27 protein-coding genes are annotated in these 23,858 nt (G+C 67.3%); 10 read left to right on the top strand and 17 right to left on the bottom strand.

Features of this window, described 5'->3' with window-relative positions:
* Window positions 1-17 precede the first annotated feature (17 nt).
* The 4 genes from ACODSL_RS17850 to nepR all read right to left on the bottom strand — a co-directional run bounded on the left by ACODSL_RS17850 (window position 18) and on the right by nepR (window position 2,722).
* Window positions 18-152 (bottom strand): entericidin A/B family lipoprotein, encoded by a 135-nt coding sequence (locus ACODSL_RS17850; protein ID WP_488902080.1) that lies wholly within the window; start codon window positions 150-152, stop codon window positions 18-20.
* A gap of 68 nt (window positions 153-220) precedes the next feature.
* Window positions 221-1,927, bottom strand: a complete 1,707-nt coding sequence (locus ACODSL_RS17845) for a sensor histidine kinase (RefSeq protein WP_488902079.1) — start codon at window positions 1,925-1,927, stop codon at window positions 221-223.
* Window positions 1,924-2,535 carry a sigma-70 family RNA polymerase sigma factor gene (locus ACODSL_RS17840; RefSeq protein ID WP_488902078.1) on the bottom strand — a complete coding sequence of 204 codons (612 nt, stop codon included), beginning with the start codon at window positions 2,533-2,535 and terminating at the stop codon, window positions 1,924-1,926. The genes ACODSL_RS17845 and ACODSL_RS17840 overlap by 4 nt, the downstream gene beginning before the upstream one ends.
* Before the next feature lies 1 nt (window position 2,536).
* The gene (gene nepR / locus ACODSL_RS17835) at window positions 2,537-2,722 is read right to left on the bottom strand and encodes an anti-sigma T factor NepR (RefSeq protein ID WP_488902077.1); all 186 of its coding nucleotides are present in this window, start codon (window positions 2,720-2,722) and stop codon (window positions 2,537-2,539) included.
* A 227-nt stretch (window positions 2,723-2,949) separates the two neighbouring features.
* Between nepR and phyR the strand changes: the two genes are divergently transcribed.
* Window positions 2,950-3,741 carry an anti-anti sigma factor/receiver protein PhyR gene (gene phyR, locus ACODSL_RS17830; RefSeq protein WP_488902076.1) on the top strand — a complete coding sequence of 264 codons (792 nt, stop codon included), beginning with the start codon at window positions 2,950-2,952 and terminating at the stop codon, window positions 3,739-3,741.
* A 5-nt stretch (window positions 3,742-3,746) separates the two neighbouring features.
* Here phyR and ACODSL_RS17825 read toward each other — a convergent pair whose 3' ends face one another.
* The 3 genes from ACODSL_RS17825 to ACODSL_RS17815 form a co-directional block, all read right to left on the bottom strand.
* A complete protein-coding gene (locus ACODSL_RS17825; RefSeq protein ID WP_488902075.1) occupies window positions 3,747-3,986 on the bottom strand; it encodes a hypothetical protein in 240 nt (79 codons plus the stop codon).
* A 270-nt stretch (window positions 3,987-4,256) separates the two neighbouring features.
* The gene (locus tag ACODSL_RS17820) at window positions 4,257-4,700 is read right to left on the bottom strand and encodes an OmpA family protein (RefSeq protein ID WP_488902074.1); all 444 of its coding nucleotides are present in this window, start codon (window positions 4,698-4,700) and stop codon (window positions 4,257-4,259) included.
* Window positions 4,701-4,781: 81 nt separating this feature from the next.
* The gene (locus ACODSL_RS17815) at window positions 4,782-5,126 is read right to left on the bottom strand and encodes a YMGG-like glycine zipper-containing protein (RefSeq protein WP_488902073.1); all 345 of its coding nucleotides are present in this window, start codon (window positions 5,124-5,126) and stop codon (window positions 4,782-4,784) included.
* A 132-nt stretch (window positions 5,127-5,258) separates the two neighbouring features.
* On the opposite strand from ACODSL_RS17815, the gene ACODSL_RS17810 reads away from it, so the two are divergent.
* Window positions 5,259-6,155, top strand: coding sequence for a diacylglycerol/lipid kinase family protein (locus ACODSL_RS17810; protein ID WP_488902072.1), 897 nt, complete (start codon window positions 5,259-5,261; stop codon window positions 6,153-6,155).
* Window positions 6,152-6,946, top strand: coding sequence for a metallophosphoesterase family protein (locus tag ACODSL_RS17805; protein ID WP_488902071.1), 795 nt, complete (start codon window positions 6,152-6,154; stop codon window positions 6,944-6,946). The genes ACODSL_RS17810 and ACODSL_RS17805 overlap by 4 nt, the downstream gene beginning before the upstream one ends.
* 66 nt (window positions 6,947-7,012) lie before the next feature.
* Here ACODSL_RS17805 and ACODSL_RS17800 read toward each other — a convergent pair whose 3' ends face one another.
* From ACODSL_RS17800 to ACODSL_RS17785, 4 genes are read right to left on the bottom strand one after another with little or no spacing between them, the layout of a single operon-like run.
* On the bottom strand, window positions 7,013-7,183 hold the full coding sequence (locus tag ACODSL_RS17800; RefSeq protein ID WP_488902070.1) for a DUF1328 domain-containing protein: 171 nt from the start codon (window positions 7,181-7,183) through the stop codon (window positions 7,013-7,015).
* A 49-nt stretch (window positions 7,184-7,232) separates the two neighbouring features.
* Window positions 7,233-7,901, bottom strand: a complete 669-nt coding sequence (locus ACODSL_RS17795; protein WP_488902069.1) for a superoxide dismutase — start codon at window positions 7,899-7,901, stop codon at window positions 7,233-7,235.
* A 45-nt stretch (window positions 7,902-7,946) separates the two neighbouring features.
* Window positions 7,947-8,318 (bottom strand): hypothetical protein, encoded by a 372-nt coding sequence (locus ACODSL_RS17790; RefSeq protein WP_488902068.1) that lies wholly within the window; start codon window positions 8,316-8,318, stop codon window positions 7,947-7,949.
* 17 nt (window positions 8,319-8,335) lie between these two features.
* On the bottom strand, window positions 8,336-8,683 hold the full coding sequence (locus ACODSL_RS17785; RefSeq protein WP_488902067.1) for a hypothetical protein: 348 nt from the start codon (window positions 8,681-8,683) through the stop codon (window positions 8,336-8,338).
* A gap of 167 nt (window positions 8,684-8,850) precedes the next feature.
* Between ACODSL_RS17785 and ACODSL_RS17780 the strand changes: the two genes are divergently transcribed.
* Window positions 8,851-10,776: an HWE histidine kinase domain-containing protein gene (locus tag ACODSL_RS17780; RefSeq protein ID WP_488902066.1), complete on the top strand. Its 1,926-nt coding sequence runs from the start codon at window positions 8,851-8,853 to the stop codon at window positions 10,774-10,776.
* Here the strand turns inward: ACODSL_RS17780 and ACODSL_RS17775 are convergent.
* Window positions 10,773-11,990: a CaiB/BaiF CoA transferase family protein gene (locus tag ACODSL_RS17775; RefSeq protein ID WP_488902065.1), complete on the bottom strand. Its 1,218-nt coding sequence runs from the start codon at window positions 11,988-11,990 to the stop codon at window positions 10,773-10,775. The two genes, ACODSL_RS17780 and ACODSL_RS17775, sit on opposite strands and share 4 nt — an antisense overlap.
* A gap of 80 nt (window positions 11,991-12,070) precedes the next feature.
* Between ACODSL_RS17775 and ACODSL_RS17770 the strand changes: the two genes are divergently transcribed.
* Window positions 12,071-12,643 (top strand): DUF4142 domain-containing protein, encoded by a 573-nt coding sequence (locus ACODSL_RS17770; protein ID WP_488902064.1) that lies wholly within the window; start codon window positions 12,071-12,073, stop codon window positions 12,641-12,643.
* A 30-nt stretch (window positions 12,644-12,673) separates the two neighbouring features.
* Here ACODSL_RS17770 and ACODSL_RS17765 read toward each other — a convergent pair whose 3' ends face one another.
* Both ACODSL_RS17765 and ACODSL_RS17760 read right to left on the bottom strand, forming a co-directional pair.
* On the bottom strand, window positions 12,674-16,264 hold the full coding sequence (locus ACODSL_RS17765; protein WP_488902063.1) for an ABC transporter permease/M1 family aminopeptidase: 3,591 nt from the start codon (window positions 16,262-16,264) through the stop codon (window positions 12,674-12,676).
* Window positions 16,265-16,278: 14 nt separating this feature from the next.
* Complete coding sequence (locus tag ACODSL_RS17760) at window positions 16,279-17,157, bottom strand: ABC transporter ATP-binding protein (RefSeq protein WP_488902062.1); 879 nt, start codon at window positions 17,155-17,157, stop codon at window positions 16,279-16,281.
* A gap of 146 nt (window positions 17,158-17,303) precedes the next feature.
* On the opposite strand from ACODSL_RS17760, the gene ACODSL_RS17755 reads away from it, so the two are divergent.
* The 4 genes from ACODSL_RS17755 (at window position 17,304) to ACODSL_RS17740 (ending at window position 21,868) form a co-directional block, all read left to right on the top strand.
* Window positions 17,304-18,077 (top strand): tyrosine-protein phosphatase, encoded by a 774-nt coding sequence (locus ACODSL_RS17755; RefSeq protein WP_488902061.1) that lies wholly within the window; start codon window positions 17,304-17,306, stop codon window positions 18,075-18,077.
* Window positions 18,078-18,196: 119 nt separating this feature from the next.
* A complete protein-coding gene (locus ACODSL_RS17750; RefSeq protein ID WP_488902060.1) occupies window positions 18,197-19,747 on the top strand; it encodes an MFS transporter in 1,551 nt (516 codons plus the stop codon).
* A gap of 38 nt (window positions 19,748-19,785) precedes the next feature.
* The gene (locus tag ACODSL_RS17745) at window positions 19,786-21,129 is read left to right on the top strand and encodes an anthranilate synthase component I family protein (protein WP_488902059.1); all 1,344 of its coding nucleotides are present in this window, start codon (window positions 19,786-19,788) and stop codon (window positions 21,127-21,129) included.
* Window positions 21,116-21,868, top strand: coding sequence for an aminotransferase class IV (locus ACODSL_RS17740; RefSeq protein WP_488902058.1), 753 nt, complete (start codon window positions 21,116-21,118; stop codon window positions 21,866-21,868). The genes ACODSL_RS17745 and ACODSL_RS17740 overlap by 14 nt, the downstream gene beginning before the upstream one ends.
* On the opposite strand, the gene ACODSL_RS17735 is transcribed toward ACODSL_RS17740, so the two are convergent.
* The 3 genes from ACODSL_RS17735 to ACODSL_RS17725 all read right to left on the bottom strand — a co-directional run bounded on the left by ACODSL_RS17735 (window position 21,861) and on the right by ACODSL_RS17725 (window position 23,488).
* The gene (locus ACODSL_RS17735) at window positions 21,861-22,394 is read right to left on the bottom strand and encodes a TadE/TadG family type IV pilus assembly protein (protein WP_488902057.1); all 534 of its coding nucleotides are present in this window, start codon (window positions 22,392-22,394) and stop codon (window positions 21,861-21,863) included. The two genes, ACODSL_RS17740 and ACODSL_RS17735, sit on opposite strands and share 8 nt — an antisense overlap.
* Window positions 22,391-22,936, bottom strand: coding sequence for a TadE/TadG family type IV pilus assembly protein (locus ACODSL_RS17730; RefSeq protein ID WP_488902056.1), 546 nt, complete (start codon window positions 22,934-22,936; stop codon window positions 22,391-22,393). Before ACODSL_RS17730 ends, ACODSL_RS17735 begins: the two co-directional genes overlap by 4 nt.
* 72 nt (window positions 22,937-23,008) lie before the next feature.
* Window positions 23,009-23,488 (bottom strand): pilus assembly protein N-terminal domain-containing protein, encoded by a 480-nt coding sequence (locus ACODSL_RS17725; RefSeq protein WP_488902055.1) that lies wholly within the window; start codon window positions 23,486-23,488, stop codon window positions 23,009-23,011.
* A gap of 294 nt (window positions 23,489-23,782) precedes the next feature.
* Between ACODSL_RS17725 and ACODSL_RS17720 the strand changes: the two genes are divergently transcribed.
* A partial coding sequence (locus ACODSL_RS17720; protein ID WP_488902190.1) for a Flp family type IVb pilin occupies window positions 23,783-23,858 on the top strand: 76 nt, incomplete at its 3' end.

Below are 23,858 nucleotides of genomic sequence, written 5' to 3'. Positions count from 1 at the left end.
CGATTGTAGGCGAACGCCTACTTGGCGTCCTTGGCCGTCTGTTCGACGGCGGTGCCGGCGGCCTTGACGTCCTTGCCGGCGCCTTCGACGGTATTGCAGGCGGCGGCGAACAGGCTGACGGCCGCGACGGCCAGAATGATGACTTTACGCATGGCGTAATCTCCTCGGGCCCCGGAAGGCGGGGCGGTTGTTGCACGCCATGAGAACGCGCGGCCCCACGTCAGGTTCCGGCGGCGGCCCCCTCCGGCATGGGAAACACCAGCCGTGCGGTGAGCCCTCCCATCGTGTTCGGCTCAAGGGTCATCCTGCCGCGCAGCTGACGGGCGAAGGCCGTCATCAGGGTGCGGCCGACCCCGGCGGTTCGCGCCGCCTCGACCGAAGCGACAACGTCGCCGCCGCCGTCGTCAGCGATCGTCAGCTCGGCCTCGCCGTCATGGAGACGGAAGTCGACGGTCAGGACACCGCCGCCTTTTCGCAGTGCGTGCTTCTGGGCGTTGGTCACGGCCTCGACAGCGAACAGGGCAAGCGGCGCCAGCTTGTCCGGGTCTATCGCAAGCCGGTCGGCGCGGACCTCGGTCCGGATGTGTCCACCCCCGACATCGCCGGCGAGCAGCTGTCCGATCAGGTCGTCGAGGAACGGCTTCAGATCGACGTGCTTGATATCGGTCCCCTGGTAGAGCGCGCGATAGATGAGCGCCAGGGCGGTGATCCGCTGCCGCGTGTCACTCATCGCCGCGCGCGCCGCGGAATCGCTCAGCGCCCGCTCCTGCATGCTCAGCAGGGAGCTGATGACCTGGAGATTGTTCTTCACCCGGTGATGGATCTCGCGCAGCAGCGCGTCCTTCTCGTCCAGGTTCGCGTGCAGCGTGGCGTCGCGGGCGACGATGGTCGCGGCCATGTGGTCGAGCGTTCCGGCCAGCTCGCGGATCTCGGGCGGCGCGCGGTCGACCTGCACCGGCCGGACGGTGAACCGGCCCCGGGCATAGATGGCCGCGACGCGCTGGAGATAGACGATCCAGCGGCCCACCACACGGTCGGCGGCGAAGAACACGGCGACCAGGGCGACGATGAATCCAATCAGCGGGAAGACGATGCCCGACAGCGGGTCCAGCCAGAAGGTCGAGAACAGTCCCGCCGACGGCGCGGACAGAACCACATAGAGGTTGTCGCCGACCAGGGGCGCCGCCGAATAGACCCGGCGGACCAGATGCCTGTCGAGGCCGTAGCCGAGATAACTCCCCCGACCCGCCACGCGGTCGATCCAGTCTTTCACGTTGGGCGGGAAGGCCGTCCGGTCGGTCACCGACAACATGGCGCCGTCACGATCGACAATGGCCACCTGGGCGCCGGGCGGCAGCGATCGCTCCTCGAGTTGCGGGCTGAGGCTCGACAGGGGGATGACCGCCGCCAGGACGCTGAATCCGGACTGGACGTCCTGGGCCCGTGTGACGGCGAACAGACTTGGAGCGCTCGAGTAGACGGCGCCGGGCGTCAGGGTGACCACCGTGCGTTCGCCTGCCGCAAGCCTGCGGAACCAGTCGCGATTGCGCCGGTCGGGGTCCGCTGGAACGCTTTCGGCCGAACAGGCGACCCGGCCGATGCGGTCGAAGCGGATCAGGTTGGCGTAGCCCGGCAATCGCTGGCGGATGTCGGTCAGCCGACGCGAACAGTCCATGCCGATGGCGCCGGGCCCAAGCGTTTCAAGCAGAACGCCGGCAGCCTCCATACGCGCCCGCGCCGTGGCGGCGCTGCGCTGGGCGGCGAACTGCAGCACCGCCTGGCGGTCAGCATTCTCCCGCTGCAGCGCCAGCAGGGACTGGCCGGCGCCCAGCAGCAGGACCGGCAGCAGCGCCGCGGCCATGGCGACGCCCAGACGCACCCTGATCGTGGTCGCGGCCCCCCACCGCAACCGGTCGAACAGCTTCACCGGATCGCGCTCAACCGCTCCGCATCAGCGAGGATCGAGCGCATGGCGTCGCCGGCCTCGCGGCCGTCTCGATCGTACGATCCGGTCTCAAGAATGCCCTGCAGCGCCTTTCGGGCGCGACTGACGCGGCTCTTCACCGTGCCGACCGCGCAGCCGCAGATGTCTGCGGCCTCTTCGTAGGCGAAACCGCCGGCGCCGACGAGGATCAGCGCCTCGCGCTGCTCATACGGCAGCATGGCCATCGCCAGTCGCAGTTCATCAAGGGCCAGGGGGGACCCAGGATCATCAATGGCGACCAGCGTGCGTTCGGCGGCTTCCTGGTCCAGCTGGGTCGAACGCCAGGAGCGTCGCTTGTCCGAGTAGAACTGGTTGCGCAGGATCATGAAGGTCCAGGCCTTCATGTTGGTCCCGAGCTGGAAGCTGGCGCGGGCGTCCCAGGCCTTGATCATCGCGTCCTGCGCCAGATCGTCGGCCTGCGTCGCGTCGCCGGTCAGGGTGCGGGCAAAGGCGCGCAGATGGGGAATGAGCTTCACCAGCTCCTGCTGAAACACCTTGTCGCGGGCCGGGCCCTCGAGCGGCTGGCGCGTAGCGTCCGTGTCGGCTGTCATCTCAGCCCTCACCGCTCTTGTTGTCGGCGCGCCGCAGAATATCGAGAAACTCGTCGGGAACAGGTTCGTTGACCACCTCATCGAACATCTGTCGCAGCTTCACGCCGATGGCGCGTTGCCGGAGGCGGGCTTCGTCGAGCGGAGCCGTTCCCTTACGCTGTTCATCCATGGGACTCTGATCGATCATGCTGTCGGCGCGGCGAGAGGCCCGCCCCCTCCTGGAACTTTGACTTCGGCCGTTCAACGTCCGACTCCGCAACTGGTTCCCGAAAACAGTGTTCTCGATGATGAACCAGTCGCGATAGCATGGGAACCATCAGTGCGACGGCGCGTTAGCGGACCGAGGGAGCCACGTCCCCGTCCTCACGGGCGAGGGCGTGTGCTCCGGACAACGAACTGAAAACGGGAGGGGTTATGAGTCTTCTTGCTCGTCTGGCGCCGCATCTGCCCTACATGCGCCGGTATGCACGGGCCCTTACGGGCAGCCAATCCACCGGCGACCAGTACGTTCGCGTGGCCCTGGAAGCGTTGGCCGCCGGCGAACAGACGCTCGATAGCCGCCTGTCGCCGCGCGTGGCGCTGTATCACGTGTTCCATGCCATCTGGTGCACCTCCGGCGCCCGGCTGGAAGACCGCACCCCGGCCGACGGCGGCGATGCGAGCCAGCGGCTGATGCGCATCGCGCCCCGCTCGCGCCAGGCCTTCCTGTTGACCGCGCTCGAAGGCTTCACGCCCAGCGAGGCCGCCCAGATCCTTGACACGGACTTCCCCGATGTCGAACGGCTGATCGCGCAGGCCCAGACCGAGATCGACGCCGAACTCGCCACCGACGTCCTGATCATCGAGGACGAACCGGTCATCGCGGCGGACATAGAGGCGCTGGTCCGCGAGCTAGGCCACACCGTGATCGACATTGCCGCGACCCGCACCGAAGCGGTCGAAGCGGTGGCCCGCAAGGCGCCCGGTCTTGTGCTGGCCGACATTCAGCTGGCCGACGGCTCGTCGGGTATTGATGCGGTCAAGGACATCCTCGGCCACTTCGATGTCCCGGTGATCTTCATCACCGCCTTCCCGGAGCGCCTGCTGACCGGCGAGCGCCCCGAACCGACGTTCCTGATCACCAAGCCGTTCCAGCCGGAGACGGTGAAGGCGGCGATCGGCCAGGCCCTGTTCTTCCATCCCGGCCGGACCGCCAAGGCGGCCTGACCCCGTCATCTGCCCGGCGCGCCAGCGGCCTGCGTTTCAGCGGCCGTTGGCGTGCTGCTGGCGTCAGCGGCGGCCAGATCCCCCGCGCGGAACATCCAGCTGCCGAACAGCACGGCGACGGCCAGAACGGTCGAAGCCACCAGCATCCAGAACGCGGAGCGGCCCCAGCGGCCCTGGCGAGCGTCCGTGGCGTCGATGTGTGTCTCGGCGCCGCGAGCCCGGGAAAATCTGCGAAAGATGGCCATCGGAATACGCCTCCTGAGCGTCGTGTCAGGTCGGAAACGTTTCCCGGCAAGGCGTTGTTCCGGTTCGCGCGTGGCTTGAAAAAAAGTTCGAACTTTTTTCGGGCAGGTTGGAACGGATTTGGGAGGAGGGACGTTTGTATATTGCGGAGGCGGCGACGCCCCCCCCGACTTGAGGCTGGTGAAAACCAGCCTGCCGCCTCCGCACCCTTTGTCTCGACGAACAGACTTCCAACAGGCGGATCTCACGATCCGCCTGTTGCATTTTCAGGTTCAGGGCCGGCTGAGGTGGAAGGTGACGTCGGTGCGACGGCGCAACGGCCTGTCGGCGCCCCCCATCGTGACGGCCCCCTGTTCTCCGACAGCGCCCACATTGAAGTTCACCGTCTTGAAGCCCAGCCGGACAACGGCGCTGCGCACCGCGTCGGCCCGCTTGCCCGACAGGACCAGATTGGCGGCCGGATCGCCGACGGCGTCCGCCAGGCCCGTGACATCGACCTGTCCGAGCACACAGCCACGCGTCATATCGCCCGCGCCCTTGAGCACGGCCTGCGCCTCGCGCGTGATGCTCGCGGATCCCCGCTCGAAATAGATCGAGACCGTTCGGTCCTGGCACAGGTTCGGCGCGCTAGCCCGTCGGAAACCCGCCATCGTGCCGCAACCGCTCAGCATCAACGCCGCCGCACCGAGCACGGTGAGTCTGGATATCGTGTTCATCTGTTGCCCTCAGCCCAAGAAAAGGGCGGTCGACCCTGTAGCCAACCGCCCGCCAACGCCCCTCATCGAGCGCTCAAATCATCAAGTCCGCGGCCGGCCGTCTTCCCAGAAGTACCGGCCCGACGCCTTGTCGTAATAGTAGTACCGACCGGCGGCCTCGTCATAGTACTGGCGTTTGTTGGGCGCGGCCGCACCGCAGCCGCCGTCTTCGCGGCAGCCCTTGATGGCGCCCGCCGTGCCGCCGACCGCGGCGCCGATGGCCGCGCCGGTCCCGGCGTCGCCGCTTCCGGTGTTGTTGCCGATCACCGCGCCCGCAATGGCGCCCAGCGCCGCGCCGCCCACGGCATTGCGTTCGACATTTCCGGTCGTCGTGCAGGCGGCCATGAGCAAGCCCGCGCCTGCCAGGGCGATCATGGTCTTGTACATCGGGAAACTCCTCGTCGTTCCGGCCATCCCCCGGCGAAGGGGCAACGTCTGAAGACGGCCGGAGTTCCTCTTGTGGAACCGCACGGCGCGGGCGACCGTTAGAGCGCGGACGGGGCGCGGAGACGACCAGGCGTGACATCCAGAAAAGAGGGCCAGCGGCTCGGGCGCGTGGCCATCGTGGTCAACCCCGCCTCGGGCAGTGCGGGGCCGGACGCTGTCGCCGAGGCCGAGCGAATTCTCGCCGAGCACGGCGTCGCCGGCGTGGTGACCGCGCCGGACGAGACCGGGCTTGAGGCCTGCCTCCGGGCGGCGCTGGACACCGACCCCGACGTCCTGATCATCGTCGCCGGAGACGGCACCGCGCGCGCCGGGGCCGAGATGGCCGGGCCCAAGGGCCCGCTGGTCGCGCCTCTGCCCGGCGGCACGATGAACATGCTTCCGAACGCCCTTTACGGCGGTCGCGACTGGAAGACGGCGCTGGCCGCCATTCTGTCGGATGGCGAGGAGAAGCGGGTGTCCGGCGGCGAGATCGACGGCCACGCCTTCTATGTCGCCGCGATCCTCGGCTCGCCGGCCTTGTGGGCCGAAGCCCGCGAAGCCGCTCGGGAAGGCGATCTGAAACAGGCCTGGCGCCGCGCGCAGAGGGCCGTGAAGCGGGCCTTCTCGGGCCGCCTGCGGTTCACGCTCGGCGGTCGCCCCCGGGGCAAGGCTGAAGCCCTGGCCCTGATGTGTCCGCTGGTCTCGAAGGCCATGGCGGACGACGAGGGCTATCTTGAAGCGGCGGCCATCGATCCCGCGAACGCGCTCGATATCTTCAGGCTCGGGTTCCATGCGGCGCTCGGCGACTGGCGGTCCGACGAAAAGGTGATGGTCGCGCGCGTCCGCGCCGGCCGCGCCTGGGCTCACGGGCATATCCCCGCGGTGCTCGACGGCGAGCCGCGGGAGCTGGGGCCGGTGGTCGACTTCCGTTTCCGCCCCCTCGCCTTCCGCGCCCTCGTGCCGCGAGAACCGGCGGAGACTGCCTCGTGACGTTGCGCCTGGTCCATCTGTCCGACATCCATTTCGGCGGCGAACACCGGGAGGCGGTCGCCGGAACCGCGGCCTGGATCGCCGAGCACCGGCCGGATCTGGCCGTCATCACCGGAGACGTGACCCGGGAGGGCGAGGAGCGCGAGTTCGCGGCGGCCGGCGCCTGGATCAACAGTCTGGCCGTCGAGTCCTTCGTTGTGCCGGGCAACCACGACACGCCCTACTTCGACGTCGCACGCCGGCTCTTCGCGCCCTGGGAGCGGTATGAGCGCCATTTCGGTCCGCTGACCGAGACCGTGCTTCAGCGCGAGGATCTGGCGATCGCCCGGATCAATACGGCGCGGGGCGTTCAGCTGAGGACCAACTGGTCAAAGGGCGCCATTTCGGATCGCCAGGTCACCGGCGCCATCCGCGCGCTGGCGCCCGCGCCGGCCGGGGCCCTGAAGATCGTCGCCTGCCATCACCCGCTGGTGGAAATGATCGGCGGACCGATGAGCGGTCAGGTTCATGGCGGGCATGACGCCGCGCTGGCCCTGTCGAACGCGCGCATCGATCTGGTTCTGACCGGCCATGTGCATGCGCCGTTCGCCCTGCCCTACCCGGGCGGCGACGGACATACCTGGGCCGTCGGCGCCAGCACCCTGTCTGTCCGGGAGCGTGGGTCGCCGATCGGGTTCAACTGTATCGAGGTCGAGGCTGATATCGTGCGCGTGACGGCCCTGGGCTGGACCGGGTCGCATTTCGAACCCTGGCGGACCTGGTCCATCAACCGCCGGCCGCACGCCCTCTGAATCAAAACAAGAACAGCGGCGGGATCGCTCCCGCCGCCGCCTTTGTGTTCGGATGGACGTCGCGCTCTAGGGCGCGCGGCCCCGCATCATGTGCATGACCGCCGAGACCAGGAACAGGACCAGGAAGACAAAGAACAGGATCTTGGCGATCCCGATGGCCGTGCCGGCAAGTCCGCCAAAGCCGAGAACGGCGGCGATCAACGCCACGACCAGAAAAATCAGCGCCCACTGCAACATGTTGCTTGCCTCCGTTTGAGTTCTCTTGAGCCGGATGGCCCTTGGTCTCTCAACGCTCGGCGCGTCGCAGCGTTCCGGCCCGATCTTCCGGCGCCGGGTAAGTCCATGCCGGGCCGCGACCTCGCGCGGCGTCGAACTGTCGGCCGGCGAGGTCCCAGTTCAACAGGCCGTCGAACCAGGCCTCGAGGAAGCCCTTCCGGTCATTCTGGTGGTCGAGGTAGTAGGCGTGCTCCCAGAGATCGCAGACCGTCAGGGGAACCACTGCTCCCAGGGTCAGCGGGTTGCCCGCGTCATGGGTCGTGATGACCTTCAGCCGGTCGCCTTCTGCGACGAGCCAGACCCAGCCCGAGCCGAAATGTTCGGCGCCGGCTTTCACGAAAGCCGTCTTCAGGCCAGCCAGTTCGCCAAACGCCGTATCGATCGCCGCGGCCAGATCGTCGGGGACGGAAACAGGGTCGCCCCGCATGGCCTCCCAGAAGAAGCCGTGATTCCAGGCCTGGGCGGCATTGTTGAACAGCTTGGCGGCCGACGCGTCGCCGGCGGCGTCCAGGACCACCGCTTCGAGACTGGCCGGGGCCGAGCCCGCCTCATCGATCAGGGTGTTGAGGGCGTCGACGTAGGCCTTGTGGTGCTTGCCATGGTGAAAGCGCAGCGTCTCCGCCGAGATTACGGGCGATAGCGCATCGGCGCGGTAGGGCAGATCGGGAAGGATGAACATGGCGCTCTCCGGACAGGGTCGGGAGAGAAGCGCCCGGGACCGGCGTCAGTTCCGGTCCGGCTTTTCCATGAAGGCCCGGACGACGGCGGCGACAAGTTGCGGGTTCCGCAGGGCGTAGATGCCGGCCGCCACGGCTGCGCCGGCCGACATCAGGGGCCGATCCCGAACAAGGCCCAGGATCATCTCCACGACCGAAGCGTCCGGCGCCGCAGCGGCTTCCACCTTGCGATCTCCCTCCGCCTTCCGGGCGACCATGAAGCCCGCGAGTGCCACGATCAGGGCGGAACAGCCGGAGATGATCGCCGCCGCGCCGGCAGTGCCGACGTACGGTTGGACAAAGGCAAAGAGGGCGAAAAAGGCTGAAAAGACGCCGGCGGCCGCGGCGGCGGCGATAGCGGCGGCGGCCGCTACGGCCATCAGCGTCCGTTCCATCATCAGCGGCGGTTGCTTCTGCCGGAGAGGAGAAGGCCGATCAGGACACCGATCCCGACGCCGGCGAGGGCGGCCGTGACCGGGCGTTCCTTGACCTTTTCGACGACATAGCGCTGGGCCTCGTCGAACTGGGCAGTGGCCGTATCGGTGTAGGCGCGGCTCTGCGCGCGCAGGGTCTCCATACCTTCCCGCACCGCCGTCTCGGTGCGGTGAGCCGCTTCCGTCAGGCGCTCACGGGCATGATCGGTCGCCTCGATGAGGCTGCGTTCGGCGTGCTTCGCGGCGGCCTTCAGGTCGGCCTTGGCCTGGTCGGCTTCGGCGACGGCGGGCGATTTGGCATTGATGGGCATGTCAGGCTCCGTGATCGCGGGCGCACCGAAAGCCGGCGGCCCTCCTGGCGGGGGACCGAGCCGGAACGCGATCCCGCGAGATCGGGTTCCATCCTAACGCCACAAGGGCCACGGCGCCACGAATTCTCGCTTGTCGCACAGCGGGAACTTACTCGTTATGGTGTGACATGGACGACGCCGCCTCACAGGCCCCAGCTACCATTGAAGCCGCAAGGCTGAAAGCGCTACGCGCGCTGCATGCGCTCGATAGCGGAACGGACAGCCGGTTCGACAGGATCGCGCGGACGGCCGCGCTGGTCCTGCGCGCGCCGCGGGCGGCCATCGTGCTCGTCGACGAGGATCGCATCTGGCACAAGGCGCGGGTTGGCGTCCTGGCCCGGGAATACCCCCGCGCGGGGTCGCTGGCGGATTTGATGGTCCGCGATCCGCGCACGATTTTCAGCGAGGATATCACCCGGGATTCCCGCTTCGCGGCCAACCGCCAGGCGCTCCTGCAGGTCGATGTCCGGTTCTATGCCGGCGCGCCGATCATCGCGCCCGGCGGGGAGGCCGTCGGCGTCCTGTCAGTCGGCGACCCGGAAGCCCACGCGCCGCACACCGAGGCGGAGCAGCTGGCGCTCGAGGACCTGGCGGCGCTGGCCAGCGAGATGCTGGTGCATGATGCCAGGACCATTGAAGCCGAGCGCAAGGCGCGTCTGGATCAGCGTCGCGTCGAACTGGCGCTCGACGCCGCCGGCCTGGGCGAATTTGAATGGGACATCGTCGAGGACCGGGTCTTCGTCAGCGAGCGAATGAAGGCCATTACCGGCCTTGTCGCGACGTCTTCCAAAGCCGAGGGCGGCGGCGTCTCGTTCCGCTTCGTCCATCCCGATGACGCCGGGCGCCTGCGGAAAGAGGTCGACAGCGGCCTGCGCCAGCAGGGCCGTTATCAGGCCGAGTACCGGGTAATCAGGCCTGACGACGGTCGGCTGCGCTGGATGCAGGGCTCGGGCGTCGTCGTCACGGACCCGGCCGGCGCGCCCCGGCAGGTGATCGGCGTCGTTCGCGATATCACGGACAGAAAGACCGAAGAGGAGCACCGCGAAACGCTCCTCTCGGAAATGGATCACCGGGTAAAGAACGTCCTGGCGGCGGTTCAGGCGCTGGCCGCCCAGTCGGCCCGGCGCACCGACTCGAATGAGGGATTTCTGGCGGCGTTCACGGGACGGCTGAAGGCCATGGCCTCGGCCCATGAGCTGCTGACCGCCACCCGCTGGCGCGGCGCGAGCCTGGCGCATATCGCGGCGGCGGAGTTGGGCGGGCTGGCCCCCGGCCAGGCGCGTTGGGAGGGCCCTGATCTGGTGCTCACCCCACGCGCCGCCAACGCCGTGTCGCTGGCGCTGCACGAACTCGCGACCAACGCGGTGAAGTACGGCTCCCTGTCGGCCGAAACGGGTCGCGTGGAATTGACGTGGACGACGCCGCCGGAAGGCGGATTCCTTTTGCACTGGCTGGAAAGCGGCGGCCCGGCAGTGAAGCCCCCGACCCGGCGCGGTTTCGGATCGACCCTGCTGGACACCATCACCGGCCGTGAACTGGGCGGCGAGGGGAGGGTCGAATACTATCCCGATGGCGTCCGCGCCTGGCTGCGCGCCGACCCGCGGGCGATCGCGGCCGCCATTGATGAACCGGCAGTGGCCGAGGCCGCCGCGCCCCCCTGGACGGGCGCATCGCATGGCCACAACGGACCGGGCGACGTCGGTGTCGATGGCCTTCGCCTTTTGATCGTTGAGGACGCCGTGTTGCTGGCCATGGAGCTCGAAGCCGGGCTGGTCGAGGCCGGTGCCGTGATCGTCGGCTGCGCCGCGGAGCTTGGCGAGGCGATGGCCATGCTCGACCTGCCGATCGACGCCGCCGTGCTCGACGCCAACCTCAACGGGGAATCCGTAGCGCCCCTGGCCGAAGCGCTGCGGGCTCGCGGCACGCCGTTCGTGTTCGCCACCGGCTATGGCGAGCGGGGGGCTCCGGAAGGCTTCGACGTCCCGGTCGTGCGCAAACCCTACAATGTGCATCAGATCGTCAACGCCCTGGCCGAGGCGGTAAGCCGCGGCTAGACGATGCCGCGACGTCGCAGGTCGGCAAGCTCGCCGGTGGTCAGCCCGGCCCGTTCCACCAGGATCGCGTCGGTGTGTTCCCCCAGCCCCGGACCTGGCCAGCGCACGCCGCCCGGCGTCTCGCTGAGTTTGGGGAAGGCGTTCTGCATCTTCACATCGCCGAACACCGGGTGCTCGACCTCGACGATGGCCTCACGGGCGACGAACTGAGGATCGGCCAGCATGTCCGGCGCGCGGTAGACCCGGCCGGCCGCGACACCCTTGGTTTCCATCAGGGCCAGCAGGGCGTCCGCGTCGAGCGTGGCCGTCCAGGCGCCGATCAGTCCGTCCAGCTCCGTCTGGTTCTCGCCGCGGGCGGCGTGGCCGGCGTAGCGCGGATCCTCCGACAGTTCGGGACGGCCCATGGCCTCGCACAGCCGCTTGAACAGCGTGTCCTGGTTGGCTCCGATGACCACCAGCGCGCCATCCCGGGTCGGATAGGCGTTGGAGGGGGCGATGCCCGGAAGAACCGACCCTGACCGTTCCCGGATATAGCCGGTCAGACCGTATTCGGTGATCAGGTTCTCCATCACCGACAGCACGCTTTCGTAGATCGCCGCGTCGACGATCTGGCCCTTGCCGCTGCGGTGGCGGGCGTGGAGCGCCATCATCGTTCCAAGCGCGGCGTGGAGGCCGGCCAGACTGTCGCCCACCGAAATGCCAGCGCGGGCCGGCGCGCGGTCAGGTTCGCCGGTAATGTAGCGCAGGCCGCCCATGGCCTCGCCGATCAGCGCGTAGCCCGCGCGGGACGCATAGGGCCCGGTCTGGCCGAAACCGGAAACGCGGGCCATGACCAGGCCCGGATTGTCGGCTGACAGGCTGTCGTAGCCGAGGCCCCACTTCTCCAGCGCGCCGGGGCGGAAGTTCTCGACCAGCACATCGGCCCCGCCGATCAGCTTGCGAGCGATGGCCTGGCCCTCGGCGGTCCGCAGATTCAGCGTCACGGAATTCTTGTTTCGCCCGATCACCGGCCACCAGGGCGAATGGCCCTTGGGCAGGCTGCGGCCCCACTGGCGCATCGGATCCCCCGCCTTCGGGTCCTCGATCTTGATCACCTGGGCGCCGAAGTCGCCGAGGATCTGGCCGCAGAAGGGTCCGGCGATCAGGGTTCCCATCTCGATCACGGTAAGACCGTCGAGCGGACCGGCGGTTTTTGTCTTTTGGTCGGAACTCATCACGGCCCCGTGAGGTTTGGTCATCACCCGGCCCGCTTGGGGGCGTCGGCAGGCCTTGTCAACGTGTGGAGTAACCCGACATGAACCGTACGATCCTTTTGGCCGGCGCCGCGGCGCTCGCCCTGACCCTCGGCGCCTGCAACAAGAAGCCCGACGAAGCCGCGATGGGCGCCCCGGACGCCAATCCCGCCGCCACCATCCCGACCCCGGCGGACGAAGCCGGCGCCCCTGACTTCGTGGCCAAGGCCGCGACAGGCGACATGTTCGAAATCGAGTCGAGCAAGATCGCGCTTGAACGCACGAAGAACCCTGACGTGAAGGCCTTCGCCCAGATGATGATCGACGTTCACACGAAGACCACCAGGGGCCTGGGTGACGCCATCGCCAATTCCGGCCTGACGCTCACGCCTCCGACGGCGCTGCCGCAGGACAGGATCGACGCCCTGGCTGACCTGCGTGAGGCCAAGCCCGAGGACTTCGACAAGAAGTACATGGACGCCCAGGTCGACGGTCACCAGGCCGCGCTGGACCTGATGACCCGCTATGCCCAGGACGGCGACAACGCCAGCCTGAAGGCGGCCGCCATGGCCACCGCGCCGGTGGTTCAGCAGCACCTCGACAAGGCCAAGGCCCTGCGCGACGCGCTGAAGTAGACCCGAAGACCGGGCGGGCAGCGACAGCCGCTACCCGCCCGCCTTCAGCACATTGTCGTCCGAGTTGCGGTCGATCAGGTAGTTGTAGGGGTCGACGCCGCCGTACTTCGGCGCCTTGCCGACCGTGAAGGTCAAGGTCTGGGTCCCCGTGTGGATCGGACGGGTCACCAAGGTGACGACCTTGCTGGAATCGAAGCCCTTGTCGCCCGGCATGGCCGTGAACAGGCCCACGTCCAGCACCTCGTCCATCGACGCGGGCGTCTCCCTACCCTTGCCGTCGGCGTAAAGCTTCTTCGCCTCGACCGTCAGCACGACGTCATAGCGACCGTCCTTGCGCTTCGTGACCGTCATCGCCTTCGTCTTGAGATCGTAGAGGGTGATCTTCTCGAACAGGTCGGTGATCAGGCCCTGCTTGTCGGCCGGCGCTTCGGCGCGCAGCGCCGCGACCAGATCCAGCGAAGTCGGATAGGGCGCGCCCTTGAAGGCGAACTTCGCCAGCAGATTGCGCAGGGCGCGGTTGACTGCGTCCTCGCCGATCTCCCGCTGCAGCCGGTACATGACCAGCGAGCCCTTGCGGTAGTGGATGTAGGGCTGGTTCTCGACCTTGTAGAGCGGCAGCTCCTCGACCAGTTCGCCGCCGCGCGAGCGCAGGTAGCGATCCAGCTCGAACTTGAGGAACTTGCGGATCTGGTCCTCGCCGTACATGTGCTTCATGACCATCAGCGCCGAGTACTGGGCGAGGGTCTCCGACAGCACCGTCGAGCCCTGCTGGTCCGCGCCGATGATCTGGTGCGCCCACCATTGGTGGCCGATCTCGTGGGCCCCGATGTAGGTGACCATGTCGATCTTCGAGGCGTCCCGATAGTCGGCGATGAAGAACAGGTTCTCTGACCAGGGGATGGTGTTGGCGAACGACTGGGCGAAGTCGGCGTAGGCCGGGAACTCGAGGAACCGCACCTGACGGAACTGGTAGGGGCTGAAATTGGCCTGGAAGTAGTCCAGGGACGCCTTCATCCCCGTCTTCATCCGCGCGATGTTCCAGGGGTGCTGTGCGTCGTAATAAACCGCCAGATCGATGCCCTTGTAGGTCTCCTGGCTCACGGCGTAGCGGGCCGATTGCACGGAGAAGAACGGCAGCACCGGCGCCTCGGTGACGAAGCGGGCCGTGCGACGGCCTCCCTTCACGGTATCGGCGACCTTGTAGCCCGGCGCGATCGGCGTCTGGTCAGCCTCTGTCGTCACGGTGATGTCGGCCGTCACCCAGTCCGCGTCGTGCCGGATGTAGTTGGACTGCATCGACGCGGGGTCGCCGAGTTTGGGCATGCGCAACTCGGGCGGCAGGCCGTACTTGCGGCGCTTGGCGCGGTCCACGAGCAGGCCCTGACGCTCCATGCCCAGAGCCGGCGCGATGTCGCCGTTGTTGATGAAGGTGCCGTTGTCGACGATGCGGGTCTCGTTGCCCCGGTTCTTGAACCCGCGCTGGGACCGTTCGGTGGTGAAGGTGATCACCCGCCGCTCGCCTGGCAGCATCGGCGTGTCGAGCGCGAAGATGCGGTAGTTGAAGCGCTCGAAGGTCTTCTTGGGACGCGCGCCCTGGATCGACAGCGCCTTGACCACCAGATCCCGGTCGAACAGGACGTGGATTTCCTTCAGCGGCGCCGTGGTGCGATTTTCGACGACGTAGGAGCCCCACGTCGTGACCCGGGGCTGGTGCGGATAGAGGTCCACATCCAGCTTCATCGAGACGATGCGCGGTCGCGGCAGGTGCTCGTAGCGCAGCAGGGCCTTTTCATAGTCGGCCTGCCACTTCTCACCGTCGATTGTCGTCCGGTACTCGTTCCAGACGTTGGTGTTGACGTAGATGAACACGCCGGTGGCTGCGAAGGCGGCGAGGGCGACGGCGAAGGTCGCGCCCGCCTTGCCGGTCAGACGGCGTGGGAGACGGACCAGGCGCGGCCACAGGCGGCTCTCTGTGCCGCGACGCCACAGCGCATAGCTGAGCACGGTCAGCAGGACAGCGAACGCGGACCAGTAGACCCGGAACCAGGTCGCGCCGATCCAGAACTGGCCCTGACCGTTCATGTCTGACAGGGGCACGCCGGGCGCGCCGCCGTAGTTGTAGAGATTATGCTCGAAGCCGAGGTTGTTGAAGGTGATGGTGGTGATCAGATAGATCACCATCAGCCCCCAGCCGACGAACTTGTGCGGCGCCAGCGTCTGCAGGAAGACCGCCAGGACGGCCAGCAGGAGCCAGTCCACGGCCTGCGGCAGGACATACCAGAAGAGCCAGGCGTCGATCTGGTAGTGGGTATAGCCCTTGATGGTCTGGATGATGATCGCGGCCAGAACGCTGACGACCAGCGTCGAGAGCAGCACCAGCGAAATCGCGAGGGTCTTGGGGCCAACGAACGCCCAGTCCGGCACAGGCGTGGAATCGACGATTTCGTGCGTCTTGCGCTCCCGCTCGCGCCAGACCAGTTCGCCGGCGTAGTAGACCGCGATGATCATCGGGATGAGGCTGAACGATCCGAGCAGGGGCGGGATCAGCGCCCGCGTGACGGGCCAGATCTGGCCGCCATAGCCCGTCTCGTCCGTGGTGAACCACAGGGCGCCGATGGAGTTGAACAGGCCCATGGCCAGCAGGACGAGGTAGGCCGGACTGCCGAACACCTGGCCCATGTCGAGGCGGGTGCGGGCGATCAGCTGGGCCCAGGCGGCGGCGGCGTCGAAGCGGGCTTTCGGCAACGCGGTGAGCGGCCGGGGCGGGACGTCCACCACCACGACGTCTTTAAGCGCCTTTTGCGACTTCTTGCCGGACGGCGCGCCCGACTGGAACCGGAACAGGACGGAAGCGAGCGCGAGGAACAGGGCGGACAGGCTGACCGCGAACAGCCGGTTGAAGAGCAGCAGGCCCGTGAAGGCGGGCGTCAGGGTATTGCGGTCGGCTACCGTCCAGTACTTGGTCGCCAGACCGAACGCCCCGGTGCCAAAGGGCTCCCAGAGGGCGGCGGTCTTTTCGAACTCGGGCTTTTCGAGCGCGATGCCGGCGACCGTCCAGAGGATCAGCAGGGCGATCACGCCGACGTAGGTCCACATCAGCGAACGCGTGACCGTCGCCAGGGCGAAGAACATCGAGGACGTCAGCAACAGGGCCGGCAGGGCGAGCACGAAATAGGAGAAGACAAAGGGCTGCAGCGTCAGCGGGCCGAGCGTCTCCCTGTCGACCCACGGCATGAAGGAGCCCACCGCAATCGCCGCCGGCACGGCCAGGAACGACAGGCAGACCGCCGAGAAAGCCCCGGTGAACCGTCCATACAGGTAGTCGAACTTTGAAATCCGCGTGGAGCGCAGGATCGAACCGAAGCCGGTCTCGTCATCCCGGACCACGATGTTGGCGACGAACGCCGTCGTCACGAACATGTAGAAGATCGAGAGGATGAGGTGCATCGTCGCGATCATGAACGGGGCGTTCTTGTGCATGCCCCCGCCTCCGCCACCGATGCGGATCTGTTCGATCGTCACCGCGCCGAAGGTCAGCAGGAAGAAGATGCCCGCCGCGACCCAGAACACCGGATTGCGCAACTGGTAGCGAAACTCGAAGCCCGCGATCTTGCCGAACATGTCGGGGCCCTCGCTCAGGCGGCCTTGCGGTGCTGCGAGAGGGTGGAGAAGTAGACGTCCTCCAGATCCCCCTGCACCGCCGTGAAGCCGTCGCCCGGGTCACTGTCGGCGATGATGTGGATCACCGTGCGGCCGGCGAACAGGCGGGTGGAGATCACGCGATAACGGGCGCGGTGGGCTTCGAGCTCGGCCTTGTCGATGACCTTTTTCCAGATGTGGCCCTTCAGGCCGGCGACCAGGTCGCTCGGCGCACCCTGACCGACGATACGGCCGTCGCAGATGATCGCCATGGCCGGGCAGAGGTCCGACACGTCCTCGACGATATGGGTCGAGAGGATCACCACCACGTTCTCGCCGATCTCGGCCAGCAGGTTGAGGAAGCGGTTGCGCTCTTCGGGGTCGAGGCCGGCGGTCGGCTCGTCGACGATGATCAGCGAGGGGTCGCCGATCAGGGCCTGGGCGATGCCGAAACGCTGACGCATGCCGCCGGAGAAACCGGCGATGGCCTTCTTGCGCACAGTCCAGAGGTTGGTCTGGTTGAGCAGGGTTTCGACGGTCTCCTTGCGATCCTTCGCGCTGGAGATGCCTTTCAGCACGGCCATATGGTCGAGCATGTCGTAGGCGCTGACGCGGGGATAGACGCCGAAGTCCTGGGGCAGATAGCCGAGGGTGCGACGGAGCAGTTCCGGATCCTTGAGCACATCGATGCCGCCGAATCGCACATGGCCGGAGGTCGGCGCCTGCAGGGTCGCGACCGTGCGCATCAGGGTCGACTTGCCGGCGCCGTTCGGGCCCAGCAGGCCGAACATGCCCTTCTCGACGGTGAGGTTGACCTCGTCGAGCGCGACCGTTCCGTTCGGATAGACGTGCGTCAGGTTCTCGATAATCAGCATGATGCGGCCCACCCCCCGGTGAATGAAACTTGCGCTCGGTTCGCCCCGCTGAAAGTCATGGCGGCGCGCGGCGCGGGGAGCAAGTGAAAGAACCGTAAGGCGCGGAACGTCTCGCCATCGTCATCGCGCTTCGTTAGGACAGCGCAATGACCCGCAAGATCGCCTTTGACGCCATCGAGAACTTCCGTGATTTCGGCGACTATCCCGTCGGGGGTCGCCGCCTGAAGCGCGGCGTGCTGTATCGCGCCGCCCACCAGTCAGAAGCCACCGAGGCCGACCTGGAGGCCATGCGCGCACTGGGTCTTTCGGTCATCGTCGACCTTCGCCGGCCCAATGAGCGCGAGCGCAGCCCGAGCCGCCGCTGGGAGGGCTTTGACGGCCTGGTGATCCAGAACGACATGGGCCATGCCGAGGAAGATCCCTGGCATGTGTTCATCCGCAACTCCGACCTGAGCCCACAGGCCTTCACCGACTACATGGTCGGCTACTACCGCGAGGCGCCGTTCGTCGATCGCCACGTCGACCTCTACAGCCGCTATTTCCATGCCCTTTCGGAGATTGACGGCGCGGTGCTGATCCACTGCGCGGCCGGCAAGGATCGCACGGGCATCCTGGCGGCCCTGACCCATCACCTGGCCGGGGTGCACGAGGACGACATTCTCCATGACTTCCTGCTGACCAATGACGCCGAACGGTTTGAGCGTCGCGCGCCCCAGTTCGCGGCGGTGGTCGAGGAAATGACCGGACGCCGCCCGACCCAGGAGGCGGCGATCACCGCGCTCGGCGTCGAGGCTCACTATCTGGAAACCGCCTTCGCCGCGATCCACGAACAGCACGGCACGCTGGACGCCTATCTCGAAGACGTTCTGGGTATCGACGCCGCGCGGCGGGCGGCCATCGCCCACCGCATTCTGGACTAGCGCCGGAAATTCGGCGGGCTGCCGTGGCGGCGCCCCGTGACAAACGCGCGTTTGACGTCCACCGTTGAGACAAGGCCGCGGCACGACGGCCTCTCTCATCAGGGCAGGACGATAGCCGCATGCACGACGCCGCGCCGGGTCACGCTGACCACGATCTGACCGTTCTGGGCGAGGTGCTCCCCGACGGAATCGAGCCCGCGAGCGCCCCGGCCTCGCCCGCCCCGGCGGCCGGACGTCTCTCTCTCAGCGGCTGGAGCTGGTCGATCTTCCAGGGCGGCCGGGATCCCTATGTCATCCTGATCACCATCTACATCTTCGCCCCCTACTTCACGGGCAAGGTGGTCGGCGATCCGGTCAAGGGCCAGGCGATGATCGCCACGGTCAGCACCCTCAACAGCATCCTCATCGCCTTCACGGCGCCGATCCTCGGGGCGGCGATCGACCGGTACGGCTCGCGCAAGCGTCTGATGATGGTGCTGGTCGCCTGCATGGCGCCCCTGATCTTCGCCCTGTGGTTCGCCAGGCCTGCCGGCGCGGGCCTGCCGGTGATGGCCGGCCTCTGGCTGTTCGGCATCATCGGCGTGCTGTTCGCCTACTGCGAGGTCGTGCACAATTCGATGCTGATCAACGCTGCCGGCCAGCGCCATGCGCCGCAGGCCTCGGGCCTGGCGCTGTCGGCGGGCAACTTCTTCTCCGTCATCACCCTGACCTTCTGTCTGCTGGCGTTCGCGCTGCCCGGCAGCCCGGCGGTCGCAGGCTGGCCGCTGGTGCCGGCGCATCCGTTGTTCGGGCTTGATCCCAGCCAGTCGGAGACCGAGCGGATCGTCGCGCCGATCGCGGCTGTCCTGATGGTGCTGCTGTCGATCCCGCTGTTCCTGTTTTCAAGGGACGCAAAGAATACCGGCACGAGCTTCATCGATGCCCTCAAACAGTCCGCGACGCACATCGGCGGCGTGGCCTGGTCCCTGATCCGGGCGACGGTCCAGGGACCGGCGAAGCTGCGCGAGGTGCTCGGCGTGCTGGTCACCGAACGTGACGCGGTGATCTATCTGGGCGCGCGGATGCTGTTCAACGACGGCATGACCGCCCTGCTGATCTTCTCGGGCATCTACACGGCCGGCGTCATGCAGTGGCATATCCTCGAGATGCTGGCCTACGGCATCCTGCTGAGCGTGTTCGCGGTCATCGGCGGTCTCTGCGGCGCGGTGTTCGACACCCTGTTCGGACCGCGCAACGCGGTGCGGATGGAGATCGCCGGCTCGCTGATCTGCCTGGTCGCCTGGCTGGGCATGCGCCGCGACAGGATCCTCTATTTCTGGCCCTACGACGCCTCGGCCCATGCGCCGATCTGGAAGGGTCCGATGTTCACCAGCCTGCCCGAGGTCATCTACCTGGCGATCGGCTTTGGCGTGGCCGTGTTCGTCACCGCGCAATACGCCTCCAGCCGGACCTTGCTGACGCGCCTCGTGCCGCCCGAGAAGCTGCCGGCCTTCTTCGGCATGTATGCCCTGTCGGGCAGCCTGACCGTCTGGATCGGTTCGCTTCTGGTCGGCCTCTTCACCACCCTGACCAACAGCCAGACGGGCGGCTTCATCCCGATCGCCGGTCTGCTGGCGCTCGGCCTTGCCGGCATGATGTTCGTCAGGGGCGGCGGCAAACAGAGCGTCTGACCTTTGCGACGACGACGCGGGGGGCTATCTGGCCCCTCATGCGCGCGGCGACGATCCTGGAGCGGCCCTGGAGGGCCCCGGAAGCGGTGCTGTCGGCCTTCGCCGACGATCCGTGGACCTGCGCCTTCCTGTCCGGCGGCGCGGGTGAGCGGGCGCGCTGGTCCTATGTGCTGCGGGATCCCGACGCGACCCTGACCCTGAGGGCGGGCGATCCGGCCGATCCGTTCTCGGCCATGACGACGCTGTTGGGTCCACGGAAGCCGAGTCATCCGGACGGGCCGCCGTTCCAGGGCGGTCTGGCCGGACTGGCTTGCTATGAACTGGCCGACCGGATCGAGCCTTTACGCCTGGCGCGCCTGGAGGCCTGGCCCGACCTTGCCGTGGGCCGGTTCAGCCGGCTGCTGGCCTTCGATCACCAGACGCGTCGGGTGCTGGCCATAGGCGCTGACGCAGGCGACGCGGCAGTCGCGGCCGGCTGGCTGGACGCGCCGGCGAGGATCGCCTCAGGTGCGGCCCTGGTCGCCGGCGCGGAGGACGTGACGCCCGCCGAGGCCTACGAAGCGGCCGTCGCCGAGGTGATCGGCCGCATCCACGACGGAGAGTATTTCCAGGCCAATATCGCCCGCCGCTGGGCCGGCCGCCTGACGCCTGGCGCGATCCCGTTCGACCTGCTGGCCCGGCTCGTCGCGCAAAGCGCCGCGCCCTTCGCCGGCTATCTCCGCCTGCCGGATCGGGCCGTGGTGTCGAATTCCCCGGAGCGGTTCGTCAGCGTCTCGGCCGGCGACGATCTGACGGTCGAGACCCGGCCCATCAAGGGCACCCGACCCCGCGGCGCGACGGCGGATCTGGATGCGGCCTTGTCCGCCGAGCTGCTGGCCAGCGACAAAGACCGGGCCGAAAACCTGATGATCGTAGACCTTATGCGCAACGACCTGTCGCGGGTCTGTTCGCCGGGCGCGGTGAGCACGCCGGAGCTGTTTCGGGTCGAGAGCTTCGTCAACGTCCACCATCTGGTCTCGACCGTGCGGGGCCGGCTGGCGCCCGGGCTGACGGCGATCGACCTGCTCGCCGCCGCCTTTCCGCCCGGCTCGGTGACCGGCGCGCCCAAGGTCCAGGCGATGAAGACGATCGCCAGGCTGGAACCGCCGCGCGGCCCCTACTGCGGAGCGCTGTTGTGGGCCGGGTTCGACGGGGCTTTCGATTCCAGCGTCCTCATCCGAACGGTGGGCCTGGTAGAGGACGCGGACGGCTGGCGCTATGAAGCCCGCGCCGGGGCCGGCATCGTCGCCGACAGTGATCCGCGCGCCGAACGCCTGGAAACCGAAACCAAGATCGCGGCGTTGCTGCGCGCCCTGAAGGACCCCCGCCATGATGCCGTTTGATGATCGCGGGCTGCTGCTCGGCGACGGCCTTTTCGAGACCATCCTTGCCCGGAATGGCGAGCTGATCCTGTTCGAGGCGCATATCGAGCGGATGCAGCGGGGCTGCATGGCGCTGGGCCTTCCGGCGCCGCACATCGAGGACGCCCGCGCGCTATGCCAGGACGTGCTCGACAACGCTGGTCTGAACGGCGATCGGGCCGCGGTCCGGCTGACCATGACGGCAGGGTCCGGCGGGCGCGGTCTTGAGCGTCCGACGACACCGGAGCCGCACATCTTCGCAACGGTCGCCCCCGCGCCGCGCCCGGAAGGACCGCTTGTGCTGGCGACCAGCGACGTTCGCCGCAACGAGGGGTCGCCGGCGTCGCGACTGAAGACCCTGTCCTACCTCGACAACGTCCTCGCCCGCGCCGCCGCTGCGCCGGCCGAGGCGCTGCTGCTGAACAATCGCGGCGAGGTCGCCTGCGCTGCCGCCGCCAACATCTTCTGGGTGCGAGACGGCCGTCTGTTCACGCCGCATCGCGACTGCGGCGTGCTTGACGGCGTCATGCGCCGACAGGTGATGGCGCTGGCCAGGGTGGAGGAGGTCCAGGCGCCGCGCGCCATGCTGGAGTCGGTCCAGGCCATCTTCCTGACCAGCAGCCTGATCGGCATCCGGCCGGTCACTCGTCTGGATGGCGTCGGGCTCGGCGAGCACGGGCTGGTGGCCGAGTTGGCCGAAGCCCTTGGCCCGGTCAGCTAGTCTTGGCGACCTTGTCCGACTTGCGGGGCCGCAGATAGAATTTGCGGGTAAACGTGACCGCGTTGGGCATGACCACATCGACCGGCGAGTCATAGGTGTAGGTCACCTCGGACATCACCACGCTCTGGCCGGCTGAGACGACGCCTGTCGGGACGCCCGTGACCGTCGCGCCGACCGTCAGCGCCGTCAGGCCCGAACCGCTGCTCCAGTCGACCTTCGGCGTTCCGCCGGAATCGGCCGTCAGGCTGCTCACCCGCATCTTCAGCGAGGCCGTCGAATAGGGGCTCATGATCGTCGCGGCGATGCCGAAGATGTCAGTGATGTCGGCGCTGCTGACGCTGGAGGACTGGGTCACAAGGTCCCCGACGGCGGAGGCCGCGTGCGCCGCCTTGCGTTCGGCGAGCAGGGCCTGGGAGATCTCCGCCATGCCGAAATAGCTGGCGATCATCGCCGGCGCGATCAGCGCGAATTCGACGGCGGACACGCCGCGATTGTCACGCCGCAGTCTGGCCAGAAAGCGCATCATGACGCGTAGGGCTCCGTGCGGAAGGTCGAAGTGGCCGAAATCATCCGCTTGCCGTTGGACAGGTTCTTCAGGCCGGGGGTCATCAGCGGCGCCATCACCGACCATTCATAGTAGACGCGAACGAGGACGATGGCCTCCGACCCGCCGGGGGTGAAGGCCGTCTTGCTGTCGTCGAAAGCCCCGTTCGTGGTGGGGTCGGTGAAGGTCACGTCGGAGAATTTCGGAAAGGTGCGGACATCGACATGGACGGCCGACGAACAGTCCGGGCCCAGCCAACTCATCTCGGTGCAGACGGCAGTCTTGAACGTAGACGCGGTGCCGCCGGCGGTCTGCAGTTCGCCGGTGCGAATGGTGCGCGACGCTTCGTCGACGGCGTTCTCGAGGGTCGTGGAGACCAGAAACACCAGACCCAGATCGAGAATGCCGAAGATCAGCGCCAGAAAGGGCGTGGCGACGATGGCGAACTCGACCGCCGTCGCCCCGTCGCGGTTGCGACGAAAGCGGCCAAGCAGTGACTTCGCGCTGTGGGCCGTTTTGGCCATCGTCCGGGACGCCTTTCCTTCGGAAGCCCGAAGACTAGCAGCCCGTCCCTAACCGACGGTTTACTGGACCGGCTACTGGGGCGCGGCGGCCTTCGCGGCGCTGGCCGCCGCCGCGGCGCGGTCAGTATAGGACGTGTAGGGCGGCGCCCATTGGCTGTAGACGCCCGAGCCTGAGTCTCGCTCGCCCGGCATCGGGGTGCGCTCGCAGCGGGGTGAACAGGAGTAGTTGTAGACGTCCGGACCACGGTAGAAAGAAACCCGGCCATCATCCGCGGCCGCGACGACGATCTGGCGGTCCAGGATGGTCCGGCCCCGTGCGTCCAGCACGACCAGATTGGTCACGCCGTAGGACTTGCCCAGGATCAGCAGATTGCGACCGTCGATGATCGTGACATCGGCTACCGACGGGTTGCCGATGAACACATCCCTGGCGGGGGCCGACAGCGTAACTCGTGACGTCTGGTCGATACGGACCGGCACGCCCTGGGCCACGGCGACGCCGCCGGTGGTCAGGACCGCGAGCGCGGCGAATAGGGCCAGGGGACGACGCATGGCGAAAACGGACCTTGTCTGCGGATGCCGCAGACTCCGACGGAATGGTCAACAAAGACTGAAATTCCGCCGTCCACGCGCGCCTGTGAATCTATAAGGACTCGGAGGCCGATTTCAGCGTCATGGTTAACGGAAGCTAATAGTAAACTCAAGTAAACCATAGAAAAAATTCGAGAGTATTCGCTTGTTTACTGGCCATTAAACGCGCCGGCCTAGGGTGGCCTTGTTTTCGGGGGCAGACAGGCCAAGCGGCTTGATCCCTCTACCGCCAACTTGCTGATAGGAGATCAAGCAATGACCAAGTTCATGACTCGCTTCGCCAAGGATGAATCCGGCGCCACGGCTATCGAATACGGCCTGATCGTCGCCC

Source organism: Caulobacter sp. FG121, assembly GCF_057809815.1.
This window is presented reverse-complemented; position numbering and strand designations above follow the sequence as displayed.

Bases quoted from the DNA above. Each gene is read 5' to 3' on its own strand.
- ACODSL_RS17730 (WP_488902056.1), bottom strand. From the start codon at position 22,936: ATGGCCAAAACGGCCCACAGCGCGAAGTCACTGCTTGGCCGCTTTCGT.
- ACODSL_RS17775 (WP_488902065.1), bottom strand. From the start codon at position 11,990: ATGAGTTCCGACCAAAAGACAAAAACCGCCGGTCCGCTCGACGGTCTT.
- ACODSL_RS17770 (WP_488902064.1), top strand. From the start codon at position 12,071: ATGAACCGTACGATCCTTTTGGCCGGCGCCGCGGCGCTCGCCCTGACC.
- ACODSL_RS17850 (WP_488902080.1), bottom strand. From the start codon at position 152: ATGCGTAAAGTCATCATTCTGGCCGTCGCGGCCGTCAGCCTGTTCGCC.
- ACODSL_RS17840 (WP_488902078.1), bottom strand. From the start codon at position 2,535: ATGACAGCCGACACGGACGCTACGCGCCAGCCGCTCGAGGGCCCGGCC.
- ACODSL_RS17800 (WP_488902070.1), bottom strand. From the start codon at position 7,183: ATGTTGCAGTGGGCGCTGATTTTTCTGGTCGTGGCGTTGATCGCCGCC.
- ACODSL_RS17735 (WP_488902057.1), bottom strand. From the start codon at position 22,394: ATGATGCGCTTTCTGGCCAGACTGCGGCGTGACAATCGCGGCGTGTCC.
- nepR (WP_488902077.1), bottom strand. From the start codon at position 2,722: ATGATCGATCAGAGTCCCATGGATGAACAGCGTAAGGGAACGGCTCCG.
- ACODSL_RS17790 (WP_488902068.1), bottom strand. From the start codon at position 8,318: ATGGCCGTAGCGGCCGCCGCCGCTATCGCCGCCGCCGCGGCCGCCGGC.
- ACODSL_RS17825 (WP_488902075.1), bottom strand. From the start codon at position 3,986: ATGGCCATCTTTCGCAGATTTTCCCGGGCTCGCGGCGCCGAGACACAC.
- ACODSL_RS17765 (WP_488902063.1), bottom strand. From the start codon at position 16,264: ATGTTCGGCAAGATCGCGGGCTTCGAGTTTCGCTACCAGTTGCGCAAT.
- ACODSL_RS17755 (WP_488902061.1), top strand. From the start codon at position 17,304: ATGACCCGCAAGATCGCCTTTGACGCCATCGAGAACTTCCGTGATTTC.
- ACODSL_RS17760 (WP_488902062.1), bottom strand. From the start codon at position 17,157: ATGCTGATTATCGAGAACCTGACGCACGTCTATCCGAACGGAACGGTC.
- ACODSL_RS17785 (WP_488902067.1), bottom strand. From the start codon at position 8,683: ATGCCCATCAATGCCAAATCGCCCGCCGTCGCCGAAGCCGACCAGGCC.
- ACODSL_RS17815 (WP_488902073.1), bottom strand. From the start codon at position 5,126: ATGTACAAGACCATGATCGCCCTGGCAGGCGCGGGCTTGCTCATGGCC.
- ACODSL_RS17740 (WP_488902058.1), top strand. From the start codon at position 21,116: ATGATGCCGTTTGATGATCGCGGGCTGCTGCTCGGCGACGGCCTTTTC.
- ACODSL_RS17750 (WP_488902060.1), top strand. From the start codon at position 18,197: ATGCACGACGCCGCGCCGGGTCACGCTGACCACGATCTGACCGTTCTG.
- ACODSL_RS17725 (WP_488902055.1), bottom strand. From the start codon at position 23,488: ATGCGTCGTCCCCTGGCCCTATTCGCCGCGCTCGCGGTCCTGACCACC.
- ACODSL_RS17780 (WP_488902066.1), top strand. From the start codon at position 8,851: ATGGACGACGCCGCCTCACAGGCCCCAGCTACCATTGAAGCCGCAAGG.
- ACODSL_RS17745 (WP_488902059.1), top strand. From the start codon at position 19,786: ATGCGCGCGGCGACGATCCTGGAGCGGCCCTGGAGGGCCCCGGAAGCG.
- ACODSL_RS17795 (WP_488902069.1), bottom strand. From the start codon at position 7,901: ATGTTCATCCTTCCCGATCTGCCCTACCGCGCCGATGCGCTATCGCCC.
- ACODSL_RS17820 (WP_488902074.1), bottom strand. From the start codon at position 4,700: ATGAACACGATATCCAGACTCACCGTGCTCGGTGCGGCGGCGTTGATG.
- phyR (WP_488902076.1), top strand. From the start codon at position 2,950: ATGAGTCTTCTTGCTCGTCTGGCGCCGCATCTGCCCTACATGCGCCGG.